Raw genomic sequence first — 17,310 nt, 5'->3', positions numbered from 1 at the left:
TGTTATCCCTTTTCCTGAGTTCCGATACCGGGCTCGGCGGCGGCCGAGCCGGTGGTATCCGGCTTGAACCATATCCAATAGGCCAGCGACAGCAGCGCCAACCAGCCCAGCCCCACATACAGAGCCAGGCGCGTATCGGCAAATGCGCCCAGCACACCGAAGATGAACAACATGAAAACCACGGCACAGGCCTGACCCGCAGTGCCCAGGGGCACCGGGAACTTCAGTTCGTGGATTTCCCTGGCACTCATGCCACGACGCATGGCCATTTGTGACAGCAGGATCATCAGCCAGACCCAGACCACGGAAAAGGTCACCAGCGAGGCAAAGATCAGGAACAGTTCCTGCGGGATCCAGTAGTTGAGCAGCACCCCCAGCAGCAATGCCACCGACATGACCAACACCGTCATCCAGGGCACGCCGAACCGGGAGGTCCTGGCGAACACTGCCGGCGCCTGCCCGATCGCCGCCATGCCATACATCATTCGCCCGGCACTGAAGATATCGCTGTTGATGGCCGAGACCACGGCGGAAATCACTACGATATTCAGCACCGTGGCCGCCGAACTGATCCCCAGGCTGCTGAAGATCTGCACGAACGGGCTGCCATGGCTACCGATGCTCGACCAGGGCGCCAGGGTCAACAGAATCAGCAAGGTCAGTACGTAGAAGATCAGGATCCGCAGCGGTACCGAGTTGATGGCCTTGGGGATCATGCGCTGCGGGTCCTTGGCCTCGCCGGCGGTGATGCCGATGACTTCGATTCCACCAAAGGCGAACATGACGATGGTGAAGGAGGCGATCATGCCCTCCACGCCGTTAGGGAAAAAGCCGCCGTATTCCCAGAGATTGGCCAGCCCTCCCCGGCTTTGTTCCTCCCCAAGCTGGATGCCGAAGAACAGCAGGGTAAAGCCGCCGACGATCATGGCCACAATGGCGCCAACCTTGAGCAGCGACAGCCAGAACTCCAGCTCGCCGAACACCTTTACGCTGCACAGGTTCAAGGCGCCAATGCCCAGGACAATGCTCAGCACCCAGATCCAGCGGGGAGTATCGGGAAACCACAGGCCCATGTAGACGCCGAATGCGGTGACGTCAGCCAGGCACACCATGAGCATGGAAAAGGCGTAGCTCCAACCGGTGAGAAACCCCGCAAAACGTCCCAGATAACTGCTGGCGTAATGTCCGAAAGAGCCTGAAACAGGGGTCCTGACTGCCATCTCTCCCAGGGCGCGCATGGTCAGGTAGATGGCTGCGCCGCCAATCAGATAGGCCAGCAGGACCGAAGGCCCCGCCCGTTGAATGGCGGCCGCCGAACCGTAGAACAAGCCTGTGCCGATGGCAGAGCCCAGGGCGATGAAGCGGATGTGCCGGGTGCTCAGGCCACGCTGTAGAACAGTGCCCGCGTCAGCCATTTCAGCTCCTTGAATGCAGGTTCATGAAGACAAGCCGGCTTCCAACCGTCGGCCCAGGCGACGCATGCCGGGGAATTTCCCGAGATGTATAAACCTGTACAAGAAATGGATGCAAATAGGGAACCAAATCGGCGCTTATGCGAACTTCTGCGATATGACGGCTATTGGCTGATTAACCGGGGGATAAAGCAGTTATTTTCAGTCGGGCGCTGTTACTCAATGTCGCAGCGGGCTTGGATGGGGGATAAAGGTAACGCCCGCAGACGGTATCCCGGAGGGAGTTGTCCACAGGCGCTTGCTCGGAAGGATGATTACTTGCCGATGCAGAAGCTGGAGAAGATCCGCCCCAGCAGGTCATCGGAACTGAAGGCCCCGGTGATTTCCCCCAGCGATTGCTGAGCCTGGCGCAAGTCCTCGGCCAGCAGTTCGCCGGCACCTGCCAGGGTCAACTGTGCCCGGCCATGTTCCAGGGCGGCACTGGCGTAGCGCAATGCCTCCAAGTGCCGGCGGCGCGCACTGAAGCTGCTTTCGGACGTCTGTTCATAGCCCATGCAGGCTTTCAGGTGGTCACGCAGCAGTTCCAGCCCGCTACCCGCGGCCATGGCACTGAGGCTGATGGTGACATGGCCATCGTCACAGGTTTCCAGGGCAATGGGTTCACCGGTCAGATCGGCCTTGTTGCGAATCAGCGTGACCTTGGCCGGGTCTGGTCGCTGTTCGAGAAACTCCGGCCACAGGGCGAAGGGGTCCGCTGCTTCCGCCGCGGTGGCGTCCACCACCAGCAACACCCGGTCGGCCTCGCTGATGGCCTTGAGGGCCCGTTCGACACCGATCTTTTCCACCTGGTCCTCGGTGTCCCGCAGCCCTGCGGTGTCCACCACGTGCAACGGCATGCCGTCGATGTGGATATGTTCGCGCAGGATGTCCCGAGTGGTGCCGGCGATATCGGTGACAATGGCAGCCTCGCGCCCGGCCAGGGCGTTGAGCAGGCTGGATTTGCCGGCATTTGGGCGCCCGGCGATCACCACGGTCATGCCATCGCGCAGCAAGGCGCCCTGCCCGGCTTCACGCAGTACTGTGGATAACTCGTCACGCACTGCATCGAGCATGCTCAACACATGGCCATCGGCAAGGAAGTCGATTTCTTCCTCGGGAAAATCGATCGCCGCTTCGACATAGATCCGCAGGGCGATCAGTTGCTCGGTCAAGTTATGCACACGCTGGGAGAACGCCCCTTGCAGCGAACGCAGGGCATTGCGCGCAGCCTGTGCCGAACTGGCCTCGATCAGGTCGGCAATGGCTTCGGCCTGGGCCAGGTCCAGTTTGTCGTTGAGGAACGCACGCTCGCTGAATTCCCCCGGCCGAGCCAGGCGGCAGCCCAGTTCCAGGCAGCGCTGCAGCAGCATGTCGAGAACAATCGGGCCGCCGTGGCCCTGCAGTTCCAGCACGTCTTCGCCGGTGAAGGAGTTCGGCCCGGGGAAATACAGGGCAATGCCCTCATCCAGGACTTCTTCTTGCTCACTGAGAAACGGCCCGTAATGGGCAAACCGCGGCTTCAGCTCACGACCGCTGATGGCTTTGGCTGCCGCGCCCGCCAGGGGCCCGGAAATCCGTACGATACCCACGCCGCCGCGGCCCTGGGCGGTAGCAATGGCAGCGATGGTTTCACGAGGGACATTCATAACCCGACATCCAGACAAAAGTGACAGATAGCAAAACGCCCCACTAGGGGGCGTCTTGTGTGGTTATCCACAGCGTAGGTCAGGCAGCTGCTTTCTTGGTAGCCGCTTCGATCTTACGAGTGATGTACCACTGTTGAGCGATCGACAGGCAGTTGTTCACTACCCAGTACAGCACCAGACCCGCCGGGAACCACAGGAAGAAGAAGGTGAAGATGATCGGCATCATTTTCATCACCTTGGCCTGCATCGGATCCGGAGGCGTCGGGTTCAGCTGCTGCTGGATGAACATGGTGGCGCCCATGATGATCGGCAGGATGAAGAACGGATCCTTGATCGACAGGTCGGTAATCCACAGCATGAACGGTGCCTGGCGCATTTCCACGCTTTCCAGGAGTACCCAGTACAGGGACAGGAAGACCGGCATCTGCACCAGGATCGGCAAGCAGCCGCCCAGCGGATTGATCTTCTCTTTCTTGTACAGCTCCATCATCGCCTGGGACATTTTCTGACGATCGTCGCCGAATTTTTCCTTCAGCGCGGCCAGTTTCGGAGCCACTGCACGCATGCGTGCCATGGACTTGTAGCTGGCAGCCGACAGTGGGAAGAAGATCCCCTTGATCAGCATGGTCAGGAAGATAATCGACCAGCCCCAGTTACCCACCAGGCTGTGGATATGTTGCAGCAGCCAGAAGATCGGCTGGGCAATGAACCACAGGAAACCGTAGTCCACGGTCAGTTCCAGGCCTGGGGACAACTCTTTCAGCACGGCCTGGCTTTTCGGGCCGGCGTACAGAATGGCGCTGGTTTCAGCCTTGGCACCCGGAGCAACGGTCATTGAAGGGCCGGTGTAGCCGATGATGTAGTTGCCTTTGCTGTCTTTACGCGCCAGAACCTGGTTGTTCTCGCCTTTTGGCGGAATCCAGGCGGTTACGAAGTAGTGCTGCAGCCAGGCAACCCAACCACCCTGAACATTTTCAGTGATGGGTGCCTTGGATTTGTCCTCGTTCACCTTGTCCATGTCTTTCATGGACACTTTTTTGTACGGCTCGGAACTTGTCCACAGGGCGGCGCCCAGGTAAGTCGCGGTGCCGGTGGCGGTGCTGGAGGATGGATCGGAACTGGCGTCGCGCTTGAGCTGGGCGAACATCGCACCGGTCCAGGGCTGCGCGCTTTCGTTGTCGATCAGGTAGGAAACGGTGATGTCATACAAGCCACGCTTCAGGGTGAAGCGCTTGATGTAGTTGACGCCGTCCTTGCTGAACTTCAGGTCGACCACCAATTGGTCCTGACCGTCAGCCAGTTGATAACTTTTCTTCTCGGCCGAGTAGATCGGGCGACCGGCCGGGCTTGCGTCCGGGCCGTTGCTGCCAATCAGGCCACTTTGTGCCAGGTAAGTCCGTTCGTTGCCGTTATCGAACAGCTGGAACGGGATTTCCGGGTGGTCCTGACGACGTGGATACAGTGGCAAACGCAGTTGCGCGATATCCCCACCTTGTGGATCGACAGCCAGGTCGAGCACATCCGTTTTGATCTGAATGAGATCTTTGCTTGCCGCTACAGGCGCTTCAGCGGGTGCGGTGGTGTCGCTTGCCGCGCGCGGAATGTCGTCGTTGGCAGCGGAAGTGCCTGTTGGCGCATCCGGCAAGCCCGGGGCGGTCGTGCTGGAAGCAACATTCTGAGTCGGCAGGGCAGCTTGGCCATAATCCTGGTTCCATTTAAGAACCATGACATAGGACACGATTGCCAGGGCGACGATCAGGATCGTGCGTTTGATATCCATGATTACTCGGCCATCGAAGAAGAACGGGAGGTAGGGATAGGTGGAACCGGGTCATAACCACCGGGATTCCACGGATGACAGCGACCTAAACGACGAAAGGTCAGCCAGCCACCGCGCAGAAGGCCATGATTTTCGATGGCTTCCAACGCGTAGCAGGAACAACTGGGGTAGAAACGACAGTGATTGGCCATCAGAGGACTAATGGCATAGCGGTAAAACTGGATCGGAACGAGTGCCAGTTTACGCATCGGGACTGTCTACCCCTACAGTTTCGGAGTTGGCTGCTGGTACCGGCTTGTTGCGTGCCAGGCGTTTCCAGAGTTTGCCGAAATGCTGAATCAATTCGGGGTTTTCTACATCGCCCAAACCTTTGCGCGCGACGATAACGATATCCCATCCGACCAGTGAGTCCTGGTGGAGACGAAACGATTCGCGCATCAGACGCTTGAGGCGATTGCGCTCAACGGAGAGTTTTACGCTCTTTTTCCCGATCACGAGCCCCAGACGGGGATGATCAAGATCGTTGTTGCGCGCAAGGAGCAGGAGATTTTTCCCCGGAACCTTGCCGGTAGGGGAGTCAAAGACCGCCTTGAAGTGCCGGGGAGTAAGCAGACGCTTTTCCCGACTGAAGTCCTGACTCACCTCCAGTGCCGGATTATCAAACTGCCAGACGCGCACGACCTTTGGCGCGACGACGCGACAGGACGGCACGACCGTTCTTGGTAGCCATGCGAGCACGGAAACCGTGGGTACGAGCGCGTTTGATAGTGCTTGGTTGGAAAGTACGTTTCATGTCGTGTTACCTGGTTCGTCCACAACGGGCCGGAATGGCCCCCGTTTTAAGAGATCGGCGATTCTAGAGAAAGCAAGCCTCTAGGTCAATTTCCAACCAGCTTTTCCTTTATCTATGTATGTCCGGGTACGGGGTTGTGAGCCAGGGTCGGCTAGATATAAAAATAAAGAAGGAAAGTATTTAAAGCTTTTCTGTAAAGCTTATAAAGACTAGGGACGGCCTTATCTGTGGATAACTTACTCAAGCCCTTCTAGTCCGTACTGTACAGAGAATGACAACACGGTTGAGAAACGGTGTCCTGCCTGTGCTGCGCCATCGGAAAACCTGTGTGTGGAACGGTCGGTTATCCACAGGCGAGTTACCCACAGAGTTTCGCCCCGAGTTGTGCAATGGTCTCAAGTGGGGTTATCCACAGAGCTTATGCACATACCGCTGGTCGTGTTTATTCGGGGTAAGGCGTTGATTCTTAGTGTCCTGAGGACACGCTACATGTGGATAAGTGGGCGGCTGATCGCTACAATGGCCGCTTGTTTTTGCCTCACCGGCTTTCAACTTAGGGGATATCCGTGTCAGTGGAACTTTGGCAGCAGTGCGTGGAGCTTCTGCGTGATGAGCTGCCTGCCCAGCAATTCAACACTTGGATCCGTCCGCTACAGGTCGAAGCCGAAGGCGACGAGTTGCGTGTATACGCACCGAATCGTTTTGTTCTCGATTGGGTCAATGAAAAGTACCTGGGGCGCGTGCTCGAGCTGCTGGATGAACACGGCAACGGCGTGGCACCGGTCCTTTCCTTATTAATAGGCAGCAAACGCAGTTCGGCGCCTCGCGCCGCACCTAACGCGCCACTGGCCGCTGCCGCTTCGCAAGCCCTGCAAGCAGCTGCAGCCAATGCTGCCCCGGCTGCTGCTCCCGCGCCCGCTCCGGCACCCACTTCTGCCCCGGCCAAGAAAGCCGCCGCACAGAAGGCTGCCGAAGTCAGCGAAGAACCCTCTCGTGACAGCTTCGACCCGATGGCGGGCGCCAGCTCGCAGCAGGCACCGGTACGCGCCGAACAGCGTACCGTCCAGGTAGAAGGCGCGCTCAAGCACACCAGCTACCTGAACCGCACTTTCACCTTTGAGAATTTCGTCGAGGGTAAATCCAACCAGCTGGCCCGCGCAGCGGCCTGGCAGGTGGCGGACAACCCCAAGCATGGCTACAACCCGCTGTTCCTTTATGGCGGCGTCGGCCTGGGTAAGACCCACTTGATGCACGCTGTGGGTAACCACCTATTAAAGAAGAACCCGAATGCCAAGGTCGTGTACCTGCATTCCGAGCGCTTCGTGGCGGACATGGTCAAGGCGTTGCAGCTCAACGCCATCAATGAATTCAAGCGTTTCTACCGTTCGGTCGATGCGCTGCTGATCGATGACATTCAATTCTTCGCCCGCAAGGAGCGTTCCCAGGAAGAGTTTTTCCACACCTTCAACGCCCTCCTCGAAGGCGGCCAGCAGGTGATTCTCACCAGCGACCGCTACCCGAAGGAGATCGAAGGCCTGGAAGAGCGCCTCAAGTCGCGCTTCGGCTGGGGTCTGACGGTGGCCGTCGAACCGCCTGAGCTGGAAACCCGGGTGGCGATCCTGATGAAGAAGGCCGACCAGGCCAAGGTCGAGCTGCCTCATGATGCAGCGTTCTTCATTGCCCAGCGCATTCGCTCCAACGTCCGTGAACTGGAAGGTGCCCTGAAACGGGTCATCGCCCATTCGCACTTCATGGGCCGCGATATCACCATCGAGCTGATTCGCGAATCCTTGAAGGACCTGCTGGCGCTGCAGGACAAGCTGGTGTCTGTGGATAACATCCAGCGCACCGTCGCCGAGTACTACAAGATCAAGATTTCCGATCTGCTGTCCAAGCGGCGTTCCCGTTCGGTGGCCCGCCCGCGTCAGGTGGCCATGGCCCTGTCCAAGGAACTGACCAACCACAGCCTGCCGGAAATCGGCGATGTGTTCGGCGGTCGCGACCACACCACGGTTCTGCACGCCTGCCGCAAGATCAATGAACTTAAGGAATCCGACGCGGACATCCGCGAGGACTACAAGAACCTGCTGCGTACTCTGACCACTTGATGACTCCAACGCAGCTTATTAAGGCAAGGGACTAGACCATGCATTTCACCATTCAACGCGAAGCCCTGTTGAAACCCCTGCAACTGGTCGCCGGCGTCGTCGAACGCCGCCAGACCTTGCCGGTGCTTTCCAACGTGCTGCTGGTTGTCGAAGGCCAGCAACTTTCGCTGACCGGTACCGACCTGGAAGTCGAGCTGGTCGGTCGTGTGCAACTTGAAGAGCCAGCCGAGCCGGGGGAAATCACCGTTCCCGCGCGCAAGCTGATGGACATCTGCAAGAGCCTGCCCAACGATGCCCTGATCGACATCAAGGTCGACGAGCAGAAGCTGGTGGTGAAGGCCGGGCGTAGCCGCTTCACCCTGTCGACCCTGCCGGCCAACGACTTCCCGACTGTGGAAGAAGGCCCGGGCTCGTTGACCTGCCAGCTGGAGCAGAGCCGACTGCGCCGCCTGATCGAACGCACCAGCTTCGCCATGGCCCAGCAGGATGTGCGCTACTACCTCAATGGCATGCTGCTGGAAGTGTCCGCCGGGATCATCCGCGCCGTGGCCACCGACGGTCACCGTCTGGCCATGTGCTCGATGCAGGCGGACATCGGCCAGCCGGATCGCCACCAGGTGATCGTGCCGCGCAAAGGCATCCTGGAACTGGCGCGCCTGCTCACCGAGCCCGATGGCAACGTCAGCATTGTCCTGGGCCAGCACCACATTCGTGCCACCACCGGCGAATTCACCTTCACCTCCAAGCTGGTGGACGGCAAGTTCCCGGATTACGAGCGCGTGCTGCCCAAAGGCGGTGACAAGCTGGTACTGGGTGATCGCCAGGCGCTGCGCGAAGCCTTCAGCCGTACCGCGATCCTGTCCAACGAGAAGTACCGCGGCATCCGTCTGCAACTGGCCAATGGTCAGCTGAAGATCCAGGCCAACAACCCGGAGCAGGAAGAAGCGGAAGAAGAAGTGGGCGTGGAATACAACGGCGGTTCCCTGGAAATCGGCTTCAACGTCAGCTACCTGCTGGACGTTCTGGGCGTGATGACCACCGAACAGGTTCGCCTGATCCTGTCCGATTCCAACAGCAGTGCGCTGGTGCAGGAATCCGACAACGACGACTCGGCTTACGTTGTCATGCCGATGCGCCTGTAATCATGCTCAGCAGAAGCTAGATGTCCCTCAGTCGCGTCTCGGTCACCGCGGTGCGCAATCTGCACCCGGTGACCTTCTCCCCCTCCCCCCGCATCAACCTTCTCTACGGCGCCAACGGCAGTGGCAAGACCAGTGTGCTGGAAGCCATCCACCTGCTGGGGCTTGCCCGCTCGTTCCGCAGTGCCCGCCTGTTGCCGGTGATCCAGTACGAGCAGCTGGCTTGCACGGTGTTCGGCCAGGTGGAGTTGGCCGAGGGCGGCCATAGCAGCCTGGGGATATCCCGTGATCGCCAGGGGGAATTCCAGATCCGCATCGACGGTCAGAATGCCCGCAGCGCGGCGCAGTTGGCCGAGATCCTGCCGCTGCAGTTGATCAACCCGGACAGCTTCCGCCTGCTGGAGGGCGCACCGAAGATCCGTCGGCAGTTCCTGGATTGGGGAGTGTTCCATGTGGAACCACGCTTCATGTCCACCTGGCAGCGCTTGCAGAAGGCCCTGCGGCAGCGGAACTCATGGCTGCGGCATGGTACACTTGACGCCGCTTCGCAAGCGGCCTGGGACCGGGAACTGTGTCAGGCCAGCGCTGAAATCGATGAATACCGCCGCGCTTATATCAAAGCCTTGAAACCAGTCTTTGAGCGGACCTTGGGCGAACTGTTGCAGCTCGAGGGCCTGACGCTTAGCTATTACCGTGGTTGGGACAAGGACCGGGAGCTCAGTGAAGTGCTCGCGACCGCCCTCCATCGTGACCAGCAAATGGGTCATACCCAGGCCGGCCCACAACGTGCTGATTTGCGTCTGCGCTTAGGCGGACACAACGCCGCGGACATCTTGTCCCGTGGCCAGCAGAAGTTGGTGGTCTGTGCCTTGCGCATTGCCCAGGGGCACCTGGTGAGCCAGGCCCGCCGCGGTCAGTGTATTTATCTGGTGGATGACTTGCCGTCCGAGCTGGACGAGCAGCACCGCCGCGCACTTTGTCGCTTGTTGGAAGACTTACGCTGCCAGGTGTTTATCACCTGTGTAGACCACGAATTATTGAGGGAAGGCTGGCAGACGGAAACGCCAGTCGCTTTGTTCCACGTGGAACAAGGCCGTATCACCCAGACCCACGACCATCGGGAGTGAAGGCATGAGCGAAGAAAATACGTACGACTCGACCAGCATCAAGGTGCTGAAAGGTTTGGATGCCGTACGCAAACGTCCCGGTATGTACATTGGCGACACCGATGACGGCAGCGGTCTGCACCACATGGTGTTCGAGGTGGTCGATAACTCTATCGACGAAGCGCTGGCCGGTCATTGCGACGACATCAGCATCATCATCCATCCGGATGAATCCATCACCGTGCGCGACAACGGTCGCGGCATCCCGGTCGATGTGCATAAAGAAGAAGGCGTCTCCGCGGCAGAGGTCATCATGACCGTGCTCCACGCCGGCGGTAAGTTCGACGACAACTCCTACAAGGTCTCCGGCGGTCTGCACGGCGTAGGTGTATCGGTAGTGAACGCCCTGTCCGAGGAGCTGATCCTCACCGTGCGCCGTAGCGGCAAGATCTGGGAACAGACCTATGTCCACGGTGTTCCGCAAGAGCGGATGAAAATCGTTGGTGACAGCGAAACCACCGGTACCCAGATCCACTTCAAGCCTTCGGCTGAAACCTTCAAGAACATCCACTTCAGCTGGGACGTCCTGGCCAAGCGGATCCGTGAACTGTCCTTCCTCAACTCCGGTGTCGGCATCGTCCTCAAGGACGAGCGCAGCGGCAAGGAAGAGCTGTTCAAGTACGAAGGCGGCCTGCGGGCATTCGTTGAATACCTGAACACCAACAAGACTGCGGTCAACCAGGTGTTCCACTTCAACATCCAGCGTGAAGACGGCATCGGCGTGGAAATCGCCTTGCAGTGGAACGACAGCTTCAACGAGAACCTGTTGTGCTTCACCAACAACATTCCTCAGCGCGACGGCGGTACCCACCTGGTGGGCTTCCGTTCGGCCCTGACCCGTAACCTGAACAACTACATCGAGCAGGAAGGCCTGGCCAAGAAACACAAGGTCGCCACCACTGGTGACGACGCTCGTGAAGGCCTGACCGCGATCATCTCGGTGAAGGTGCCGGATCCGAAGTTCAGCTCCCAGACCAAGGACAAGCTGGTTTCTTCCGAAGTGAAGACCGCGGTCGAACAGGAAATGGGCAAGTACTTCTCCGACTTCCTGCTGGAAAACCCCAACGAAGCCAAGTTGGTGGTGGGCAAGATGATCGACGCTGCCCGCGCTCGTGAAGCGGCGCGTAAAGCCCGTGAAATGACCCGTCGCAAAGGCGCGCTGGATATCGCCGGCCTGCCGGGCAAACTGGCGGACTGCCAGGAAAAGGATCCGGCCCTGTCCGAACTCTACCTGGTGGAAGGTGACTCTGCTGGCGGTTCCGCCAAGCAGGGCCGCAACCGCAAGACCCAGGCGATCCTGCCGCTCAAGGGCAAGATCCTCAACGTCGAGAAGGCACGCTTCGACAAGATGATCTCGTCGCAAGAGGTGGGCACCCTGATCACCGCGCTGGGCTGCGGCATCGGCCGCGAAGAGTACAACATCGACAAGCTGCGTTATCACAACATCATCATCATGACCGATGCTGACGTTGACGGTTCGCACATCCGTACCCTGCTGCTGACCTTCTTCTTCCGTCAGTTGCCGGAGCTGATCGAGCGTGGCTACATCTACATCGCCCAGCCGCCGCTTTACAAGGTCAAGAAAGGCAAGCAAGAGCAATACATCAAAGACGACGACGCCATGGAAGACTACATGACCCAGTCGGCTCTGGAAGATGCCAGCTTGCATTTGAACGAAGAAGCCCCGGGGATCTCCGGCGAGGCGCTGGAGCGCCTGGTCAACGACTTCCGCATGGTGATGAAGACCCTCAAGCGCCTGTCGCGCCTGTACCCGCAGGAGCTGACCGAGCACTTCATCTACCTGCCGGCCGTGACCATGGAGCAACTGTCCGACCACGCCGCCATGCAGGATTGGCTGGCCAAGTACGACGCCCGTCTGCGCACTTCCGAGAAGTCCGGCCTGGTCTACAAGGCCAGCCTGCGCGAAGACCGTGAACGCAATGTGTGGCTGCCAGAGGTCGAGCTGATCTCCCACGGCCTGTCCAACTACGTCACCTTCAACCGCGACTTCTTCGGCAGCAACGACTACAAGACCGTCGTCTCCCTCGGCGCTCAACTGAGCACCCTGCTGGACGAAGGCGCTTATGTTCAGCGCGGCGAACGCAAGAAAGCCGTCACCGAGTTCAAGGAGGCCCTGGACTGGCTGATGGCGGAAAGCACCAAGCGCCACACCATCCAGCGATACAAAGGTCTGGGCGAGATGAACCCTGACCAGCTGTGGGAAACCACCATGGACCCAAGCATGCGGCGCATGCTCAAGGTGACCATCGAAGACGCCATTGGCGCCGACCAGATCTTCAACACCCTGATGGGTGATGCGGTCGAGCCTCGTCGCGACTTCATCGAAAGCAACGCCCTGGCGGTGTCCAACCTGGACTTCTGATCCAGCGACACAGCTGAAAATAAAAAGGCCGACGCTTGCGTTGGCCTTTTTTATTGGCAGATTGTTCAATCCCTCATCCATAACGATTTACGTTTTTATCCGGACAAGGCAGTCATGGCAAATGCTCAAGAAAATTGTTGAAGATGAATATGCCGGTAATCGTTGTCACACCCATGAGTGGTTAAACCCCGACTCGATGCAGGTGTTGTCCGCGTTCAACCGCCTGGACGGAAAGGCTTTCAGCTCGACGGTTTTTTTCTTCAGTGATCAGACCCTGATGCATATCGGGGGCGGTGCGGCCGATCAGTATGTGGTCTTTATCGCCCAGGACGTCGACCAGTCGTTGCAGACCCTGCTCAGCGCAGACACCCCTGATGATCAGCGGGTTGAGTTGGTCGCGGGCGGCCAGTCCGGTAGTTACCCTCGCTATCAGTGTGTGGCTAAAGAGCGAGCGAGACAGGCCCTGGCTTATTTCTCGGCCTATGGCTCGGCTGATCCCGATCTGGCCTGGGAAGTGGAAGGTTAACTGGACAATAAGGACGTTGACCTTGGCAGGTACAAGCAGCCACCTATTCGATGAAGCACGCTTCCCCTTCGGGGGCCGTGCGGAGGTCATATTTTCCTTCGAGGAAAACTTCTTTTACGGGCAGTTTGTGAGGCCCATGGCGGCGCCTCGGTGAGATGGAATGGATACCTCGACAGCACAGTTTCAGAAGATCATTTTCAAGCTCACCGTCGACGCTGACGGTTATCCACCGGTGGAGTATGAGTCGATGTGGGGCGTTCAGCGGGGGGCAGATGTCTACCAGTTGGATAACACGCCCTACTATCTCTATGGCGTGAGCAAGGGGGACTGGGTGCTGACTCGCGCCGATGCCCATGAGCGGATCGCTACCGGCGTGGTGCGGCAATCCGGGCACTCGACGCTGCGGGTTTTTGCCGAGCGCGAGTCAGAGCGCTCGGGGATTGTGCAGCACCTGCGCAGCCTCGGCGCCAGGTGTACGGTTACCCGGGGCCTGTCGCTGTTCTCTGTGGATATCGCGCCCGAGGTCAGTTTTTGCGCAATCGACCAATACCTGGCCTCCATCACCGACGACCAACATGTCGCCTATGAAGATGCCTGTTTACAGCACGGGGCTATTGAGCCTGCGCGCCTGAGCGAGTGCTCTTCACTGGCCTCACTTGAGTGCGTCACCTGGAGGGATCACTAGGTGCTGTGCTGGCACCTGAGCTGCGAGACGATCCGGCCATCGAACAGGCGCGTTCGAGATGTGTTTATCGATCAGTTGACCCCGCTACGCGGCTGGGCCGGTTCGGCTCATTTCACCCTTTGTAGAAACAGCAATCGCACGGAAATGGGTTATGGATGATGAAAACCAGGAAATATCGATTCGGGTTGTTGCGGGGCAGAACAGCCGTGGCCCGGTCTATGAGCCGCTGCATGTCCGGCGCATTGATGAGGACAGTTACGAGATTCTCTATTCACCAGGGCTGGCGCTGAACCTGGCCAAGGGCGACATCATCTCGATCAAGGATCCGCAGGCCCCCGCCGTGGTGCTCAAGCGTGGCGGCAACTTCTGCATCCATATCTATTCGGATCACATCCCTGAAGAACACATCATGGCCCTGGCGGCGGATGTGGCGAGCGAATTGGGTGGCATGCTCGACGGGCGCTACAAGGGCAATCTGACATTGTCGGTGCCGGCGCGAAACGGCATGGACAACATCGCCCTGTTCTTCAACCGCTTTCGCGAGACCACGGGCAGCGAGTGGTACTACGCCAACATCTATAAAAACCTCGATGACACCGATGACGAGACCTTGCTCGATTGGTGGCTGGCCCTATGAACGAAAGACAGCAGCTTATCTGTGAACGCTACGACCTTGCTCCCCAGGCCCCGGAGCCGATGATTGCGCTGGCCATAGGCTCCCTTGCGCAATCGCCCATCTATGGCACCCGGGTCGAGTTGCCGGAAAACGGCACGGTCAGTTGGTTTATCCACTGCGGCGAACATTCCACTGCGGTGGATTTCTACCAGCCTCTGTGTGCCGAGCATCTGCTCGAGCTGTTGCCGGAGGTGATCGATTACCTGTACCTGCCGAGCGGGACGCGTTTCATCATCGACCGCGCCGGCTATGAAGATGTCTGGCGGGACCCGGAATGATATCAAGCCGCTTTTGAAGGCAAGCAGTCAGCTGCCCTGTTCTTCAGGCGACGCGACACTTTCCAGGCGGTAGCCATAGCCGTAGATCGTCAACAGTTGCCAGCCGCGATCCGCGGTCAGCCCGAGTTTGTTGCGCAAGCGGTAGATGTGGGTATCCAGGGGCCGTGAGGAAACGATTTCCTCATGGGTCCAGAACCGTTCGTACAGGTACTCCCGGGACAGCGGCCGGCCCAGGTTGGCGAACAGGCAGCGGGCCAGGCGGTACTCGCGCTCGGTAAGGCTGATGGGAGCGCCGGCGCGGGTGACGGTCAGTTCCGCATCATCGAAGCTCAGGTCGTTGAAACTCTGCACTTCTTCGCTGTGGTTGCGCTGCAAGCCATGGCGGCGCAGTACCGCGTTGACCCGGGCCTTGAGTTCGTTGGGGCGAAACGGCTTGCTCAGGTAGTCGTCGGCACCGGTGTTCAGGGCCTGGACGATATCGCTCTCGGCATCGCGGCTGGTGAGCATGATGGCCGCGGGCGGCGAATCCATGTGTTCCCGGGTCCAGCGCAACAGGGACAGGCCGCTGAGGTCCGGCACTTGCCAGTCGAGGATCAGCAGGTCGAAGGTTTCCCGGCGCAACTGGCGCAGCAGGTCTTCTCCGCGCTCGAAGCTGTGCAAGGTCCAGGGCTGTTCGCCGGGGCCGGGAATCTCTCGCAGTGTCTGTTCCACCCGCGCCAGTTCCGCAGGTTCGTCATCCAGTATCGCGACACGCATGCGAGGCAGTTCCTTATGGTTCCAAGAGCGCCCGGGGCCGTGGCTGCCGGGCTCGGACTGAGGGGAAGTTTAGGCACCTGGCCTGAATCTGAACAATTGTGGCGAATTGCTCTTGAGCCCCGGGTCCCTCGGTACGCTGATATCAAATAGCCGGTAAGGCGCCCGGAGCACGGGCCGTCGGGCTATTGAGCAGCACGATACCGGCTCGTACAAACAAGGAAAAGAACCATGGGGAACCTGCTCAGGAAAGGCCAGGTCGCGCTTGTCAGAATATTCAGCGGCGATGATCCGGTGCGTCTTCTCAGTTTGATGCTGGCGGCTTATCTGGGAATCAGTGCCTGTACCGTGCCAGCGTCCACAGCGGGCTGCTGTCAGCCCTCCGGCATCGGGCAATACCCGGCGTCTGCCCTGCCCGCTGGCAGTGACTCCAACCTGACCCTGGACGCCGAGCCCGTGATCGGTCGGACAGCGCTACCCACGAACCTGCAGCCACCGGCCCCGCGCTGGGTGTTCTAGAGGCCGCGGCAATGATTCTGAACAAATATTGCAAATCCGTCGCAGCTTTGCGGCCAGCGTTACATTGCTTCCCGCTGAGTGGCACACGGGGGCACCTGGAAGTGCTCCGACACAGGGAGTGTCAACCGCCAGGCTGGCGGGACAACGCGCGCTCGCGTGCGTCGTTGAAGGGGAATACAGGGAGTGCCTCCTCAGGACTTTGGGCCGGGCGACCTGTCGCTCCGGTTCCGACACAGGGACGTGTCACTTTCTTCTCGCCCTGTCCTGTTTCCGCCCTCGCCCGACCGGGTTCCTGTCTTTGGGCGACATCCCGCAGCGTTCGGCTTTCTGCCAACGATCTGCCTCAGGTATGGTGCGTAGGATTTCGCCGCGGTTTTCCCAAAGGCTCTAAGCACATCCATGAATGACCTCTGCCCTTTTCCGTCCACCGGCCGGCCTCAGGTCGCGCGTGTCGCCCTGCTGTTGGCCGGGTTGATTCTGCCGTTGTGTGCGGCACAGGCGGCTGCGCCACGACTGCCCTATATCGATGACAACCAGCAGTGCCGTGGCCAGCCCCTGCCGGCGACGGTGGAACACCTGACCGGCGAAGCCTGGAAACTGGACGCCAAGGGGCGCGAGGTGCTCCTGCAGGAAGGCATGAGCATCGATGAGAAGGAAGGGGTCAGGACCTCGCCGTCGGCCTTCGTCAGCCTGTCCCTGGGAGACGGTTCGCGGGTGGTGCTGCCTTCCAGTTCCCAGGTCACCCTGCAACTCAATAACCAATACGCCATCCCTCAGGTTGTGCTGGAGCAGGGCCAGATCGAGTCCTACGTGATCAAGCGCACCAGTGATCACGACCGTTTCCAGATCGTTACGCCGGTGGGCGTGCTGGGGGTTCGCGGTACTCACTTCCGGGTACGCAATGACGATCAGCAATCCCTGGTGGAGGTGCTCAATGGCCAGGTGGCGGTGAATCGCGAAGAGGACGCGCCGCAGCCGGGACCGCGGCGTACGCGTCAGCGCCCTGTGGATAAACCGGCAGGCCCGGTGCCGGGTGAAGTCCAGGTCATGGCGCGCCAGGGGCTGCGGATCCAGAAACAGGGCGAGCTCAAGCCGGTGGAACTGCTGGCCGCGCCGAGGCTGCTGGGGCAGGCTGGGCAGACCGGTGCCCTGCCCGTCTGGCAACTGATCCTGCAACCTTTGCCCGGGGCCAGCCGCTACCGGGCCCAGGTCGCTACCGACAAGGACTTCCTGAACATCAAGCAGGAGCAGTTCTCCAGCACCCCGCAGGTCAACTTCACCGGCTTGCAGGCATTTTTTTATCACGTGCGTCTTTCGGCGTTCGATGAGCACGGCCTGGAAGGCGAAACCGGGGTCTATGACATCTTTTATTACCCCAGGACCACCCGTGTTGAATAACGCCCCGGT

17 protein-coding genes are annotated in these 17,310 nt (G+C 59.5%); 10 read left to right on the top strand and 7 right to left on the bottom strand.

The annotated features are described in order from the left end of the window. Positions 1-2: 2 nt before the first annotated feature. From A9971_RS17100 to rpmH, 6 genes are all read right to left on the bottom strand, one after another. Positions 3-1,415 (bottom strand): amino acid permease, encoded by a 1,413-nt coding sequence (locus tag A9971_RS17100; protein ID WP_183001274.1) that lies wholly within the window; start codon positions 1,413-1,415, stop codon positions 3-5. A 311-nt stretch (positions 1,416-1,726) separates the two neighbouring features. Beyond that, positions 1,727-3,097 (bottom strand): tRNA uridine-5-carboxymethylaminomethyl(34) synthesis GTPase MnmE, encoded by a 1,371-nt coding sequence (gene mnmE, locus A9971_RS17095; protein WP_041120513.1) that lies wholly within the window; start codon positions 3,095-3,097, stop codon positions 1,727-1,729. Between the two features lie 79 nt (positions 3,098-3,176). Further along, positions 3,177-4,877 (bottom strand): membrane protein insertase YidC, encoded by a 1,701-nt coding sequence (gene yidC / locus A9971_RS17090; protein WP_011064394.1) that lies wholly within the window; start codon positions 4,875-4,877, stop codon positions 3,177-3,179. A 2-nt stretch (positions 4,878-4,879) separates the two neighbouring features. After that, entirely contained in the window at positions 4,880-5,125 is a 246-nt protein-coding gene (gene yidD, locus A9971_RS17085; RefSeq protein WP_003213574.1) for a membrane protein insertion efficiency factor YidD, read from the bottom strand. After that, complete coding sequence (rnpA, locus tag A9971_RS17080; RefSeq protein WP_026020269.1) at positions 5,118-5,519, bottom strand: ribonuclease P protein component; 402 nt, start codon at positions 5,517-5,519, stop codon at positions 5,118-5,120. Before rnpA ends, yidD begins: the two co-directional genes overlap by 8 nt. Before the next feature lie 16 nt (positions 5,520-5,535). Further along, positions 5,536-5,670 carry a 50S ribosomal protein L34 gene (gene rpmH, locus A9971_RS17075; protein WP_003213577.1) on the bottom strand — a complete coding sequence of 45 codons (135 nt, stop codon included), beginning with the start codon at positions 5,668-5,670 and terminating at the stop codon, positions 5,536-5,538. Between the two features lie 566 nt (positions 5,671-6,236). Between rpmH and dnaA the strand changes: the two genes are divergently transcribed. The 8 genes from dnaA to A9971_RS17035 all read left to right on the top strand — a co-directional run bounded on the left by dnaA (position 6,237) and on the right by A9971_RS17035 (position 14,631). Beyond that, on the top strand, positions 6,237-7,778 hold the full coding sequence (dnaA, locus tag A9971_RS17070; protein ID WP_077933137.1) for a chromosomal replication initiator protein DnaA: 1,542 nt from the start codon (positions 6,237-6,239) through the stop codon (positions 7,776-7,778). Positions 7,779-7,816: 38 nt separating this feature from the next. Continuing rightward, positions 7,817-8,920 (top strand): DNA polymerase III subunit beta, encoded by a 1,104-nt coding sequence (dnaN, locus tag A9971_RS17065; RefSeq protein ID WP_011058392.1) that lies wholly within the window; start codon positions 7,817-7,819, stop codon positions 8,918-8,920. 20 nt (positions 8,921-8,940) lie between these two features. After that, entirely contained in the window at positions 8,941-10,044 is a 1,104-nt protein-coding gene (gene recF, locus A9971_RS17060; protein ID WP_123431148.1) for a DNA replication/repair protein RecF, read from the top strand. Between the two features lie 4 nt (positions 10,045-10,048). After that, positions 10,049-12,466 (top strand): DNA topoisomerase (ATP-hydrolyzing) subunit B, encoded by a 2,418-nt coding sequence (gyrB, locus tag A9971_RS17055; RefSeq protein ID WP_011058394.1) that lies wholly within the window; start codon positions 10,049-10,051, stop codon positions 12,464-12,466. Positions 12,467-12,587: 121 nt separating this feature from the next. After that, positions 12,588-12,992: an Imm1 family immunity protein gene (locus A9971_RS17050; protein ID WP_015633604.1), complete on the top strand. Its 405-nt coding sequence runs from the start codon at positions 12,588-12,590 to the stop codon at positions 12,990-12,992. Positions 12,993-13,152: 160 nt separating this feature from the next. Then, positions 13,153-13,677, top strand: coding sequence for a DUF4265 domain-containing protein (locus tag A9971_RS17045; RefSeq protein ID WP_183001275.1), 525 nt, complete (start codon positions 13,153-13,155; stop codon positions 13,675-13,677). Between the two features lie 151 nt (positions 13,678-13,828). Further along, the gene (locus A9971_RS17040) at positions 13,829-14,314 is read left to right on the top strand and encodes a DUF4265 domain-containing protein (protein ID WP_053160549.1); all 486 of its coding nucleotides are present in this window, start codon (positions 13,829-13,831) and stop codon (positions 14,312-14,314) included. Then, on the top strand, positions 14,311-14,631 hold the full coding sequence (locus A9971_RS17035) for a hypothetical protein (RefSeq protein ID WP_169892327.1): 321 nt from the start codon (positions 14,311-14,313) through the stop codon (positions 14,629-14,631). The genes A9971_RS17040 and A9971_RS17035 overlap by 4 nt, the downstream gene beginning before the upstream one ends. A 27-nt stretch (positions 14,632-14,658) precedes the next feature. On the opposite strand, the gene A9971_RS17030 is transcribed toward A9971_RS17035, so the two are convergent. Beyond that, positions 14,659-15,387 carry a response regulator transcription factor gene (locus A9971_RS17030; RefSeq protein WP_011058398.1) on the bottom strand — a complete coding sequence of 243 codons (729 nt, stop codon included), beginning with the start codon at positions 15,385-15,387 and terminating at the stop codon, positions 14,659-14,661. A gap of 228 nt (positions 15,388-15,615) precedes the next feature. Here A9971_RS17030 and A9971_RS17025 point away from each other — a divergent pair, with 228 nt between their 5' ends. Next, positions 15,616-15,903 (top strand): hypothetical protein, encoded by a 288-nt coding sequence (locus tag A9971_RS17025; protein WP_041114921.1) that lies wholly within the window; start codon positions 15,616-15,618, stop codon positions 15,901-15,903. Positions 15,904-16,302: 399 nt separating this feature from the next. Continuing rightward, positions 16,303-17,301 (top strand): FecR domain-containing protein, encoded by a 999-nt coding sequence (locus tag A9971_RS17020; RefSeq protein WP_183001276.1) that lies wholly within the window; start codon positions 16,303-16,305, stop codon positions 17,299-17,301. The last annotated feature ends 9 nt before the right edge of the window (positions 17,302-17,310 follow it).

The sequence above is a fragment of the Pseudomonas sp. UME65 genome, from assembly GCF_014170225.1.
Classification (GTDB): domain Bacteria; phylum Pseudomonadota; class Gammaproteobacteria; order Pseudomonadales; family Pseudomonadaceae; genus Aquipseudomonas; species Aquipseudomonas protegens.
The sequence above is the reverse complement of the archived record's forward strand: the minus strand, read 5'-3'. Positions and strand labels throughout refer to the sequence as shown.

Bases quoted from the DNA above. Each gene is read 5' to 3' on its own strand.
- A9971_RS17030 (WP_011058398.1), bottom strand. From the start codon at position 15,387: ATGCGTGTCGCGATACTGGATGACGAACCTGCGGAACTGGCGCGGGTG.
- A9971_RS17050 (WP_015633604.1), top strand. From the start codon at position 12,588: ATGCTCAAGAAAATTGTTGAAGATGAATATGCCGGTAATCGTTGTCAC.
- A9971_RS17020 (WP_183001276.1), top strand. From the start codon at position 16,303: ATGAATGACCTCTGCCCTTTTCCGTCCACCGGCCGGCCTCAGGTCGCG.
- recF (WP_123431148.1), top strand. From the start codon at position 8,941: ATGTCCCTCAGTCGCGTCTCGGTCACCGCGGTGCGCAATCTGCACCCG.
- gyrB (WP_011058394.1), top strand. From the start codon at position 10,049: ATGAGCGAAGAAAATACGTACGACTCGACCAGCATCAAGGTGCTGAAA.
- A9971_RS17035 (WP_169892327.1), top strand. From the start codon at position 14,311: ATGAACGAAAGACAGCAGCTTATCTGTGAACGCTACGACCTTGCTCCC.
- A9971_RS17025 (WP_041114921.1), top strand. From the start codon at position 15,616: ATGGGGAACCTGCTCAGGAAAGGCCAGGTCGCGCTTGTCAGAATATTC.
- rpmH (WP_003213577.1), bottom strand. From the start codon at position 5,670: ATGAAACGTACTTTCCAACCAAGCACTATCAAACGCGCTCGTACCCAC.
- yidC (WP_011064394.1), bottom strand. From the start codon at position 4,877: ATGGATATCAAACGCACGATCCTGATCGTCGCCCTGGCAATCGTGTCC.
- A9971_RS17100 (WP_183001274.1), bottom strand. From the start codon at position 1,415: ATGGCTGACGCGGGCACTGTTCTACAGCGTGGCCTGAGCACCCGGCAC.
- dnaN (WP_011058392.1), top strand. From the start codon at position 7,817: ATGCATTTCACCATTCAACGCGAAGCCCTGTTGAAACCCCTGCAACTG.
- A9971_RS17045 (WP_183001275.1), top strand. From the start codon at position 13,153: ATGGATACCTCGACAGCACAGTTTCAGAAGATCATTTTCAAGCTCACC.
- mnmE (WP_041120513.1), bottom strand. From the start codon at position 3,097: ATGAATGTCCCTCGTGAAACCATCGCTGCCATTGCTACCGCCCAGGGC.
- A9971_RS17040 (WP_053160549.1), top strand. From the start codon at position 13,829: ATGGATGATGAAAACCAGGAAATATCGATTCGGGTTGTTGCGGGGCAG.
- yidD (WP_003213574.1), bottom strand. From the start codon at position 5,125: ATGCGTAAACTGGCACTCGTTCCGATCCAGTTTTACCGCTATGCCATT.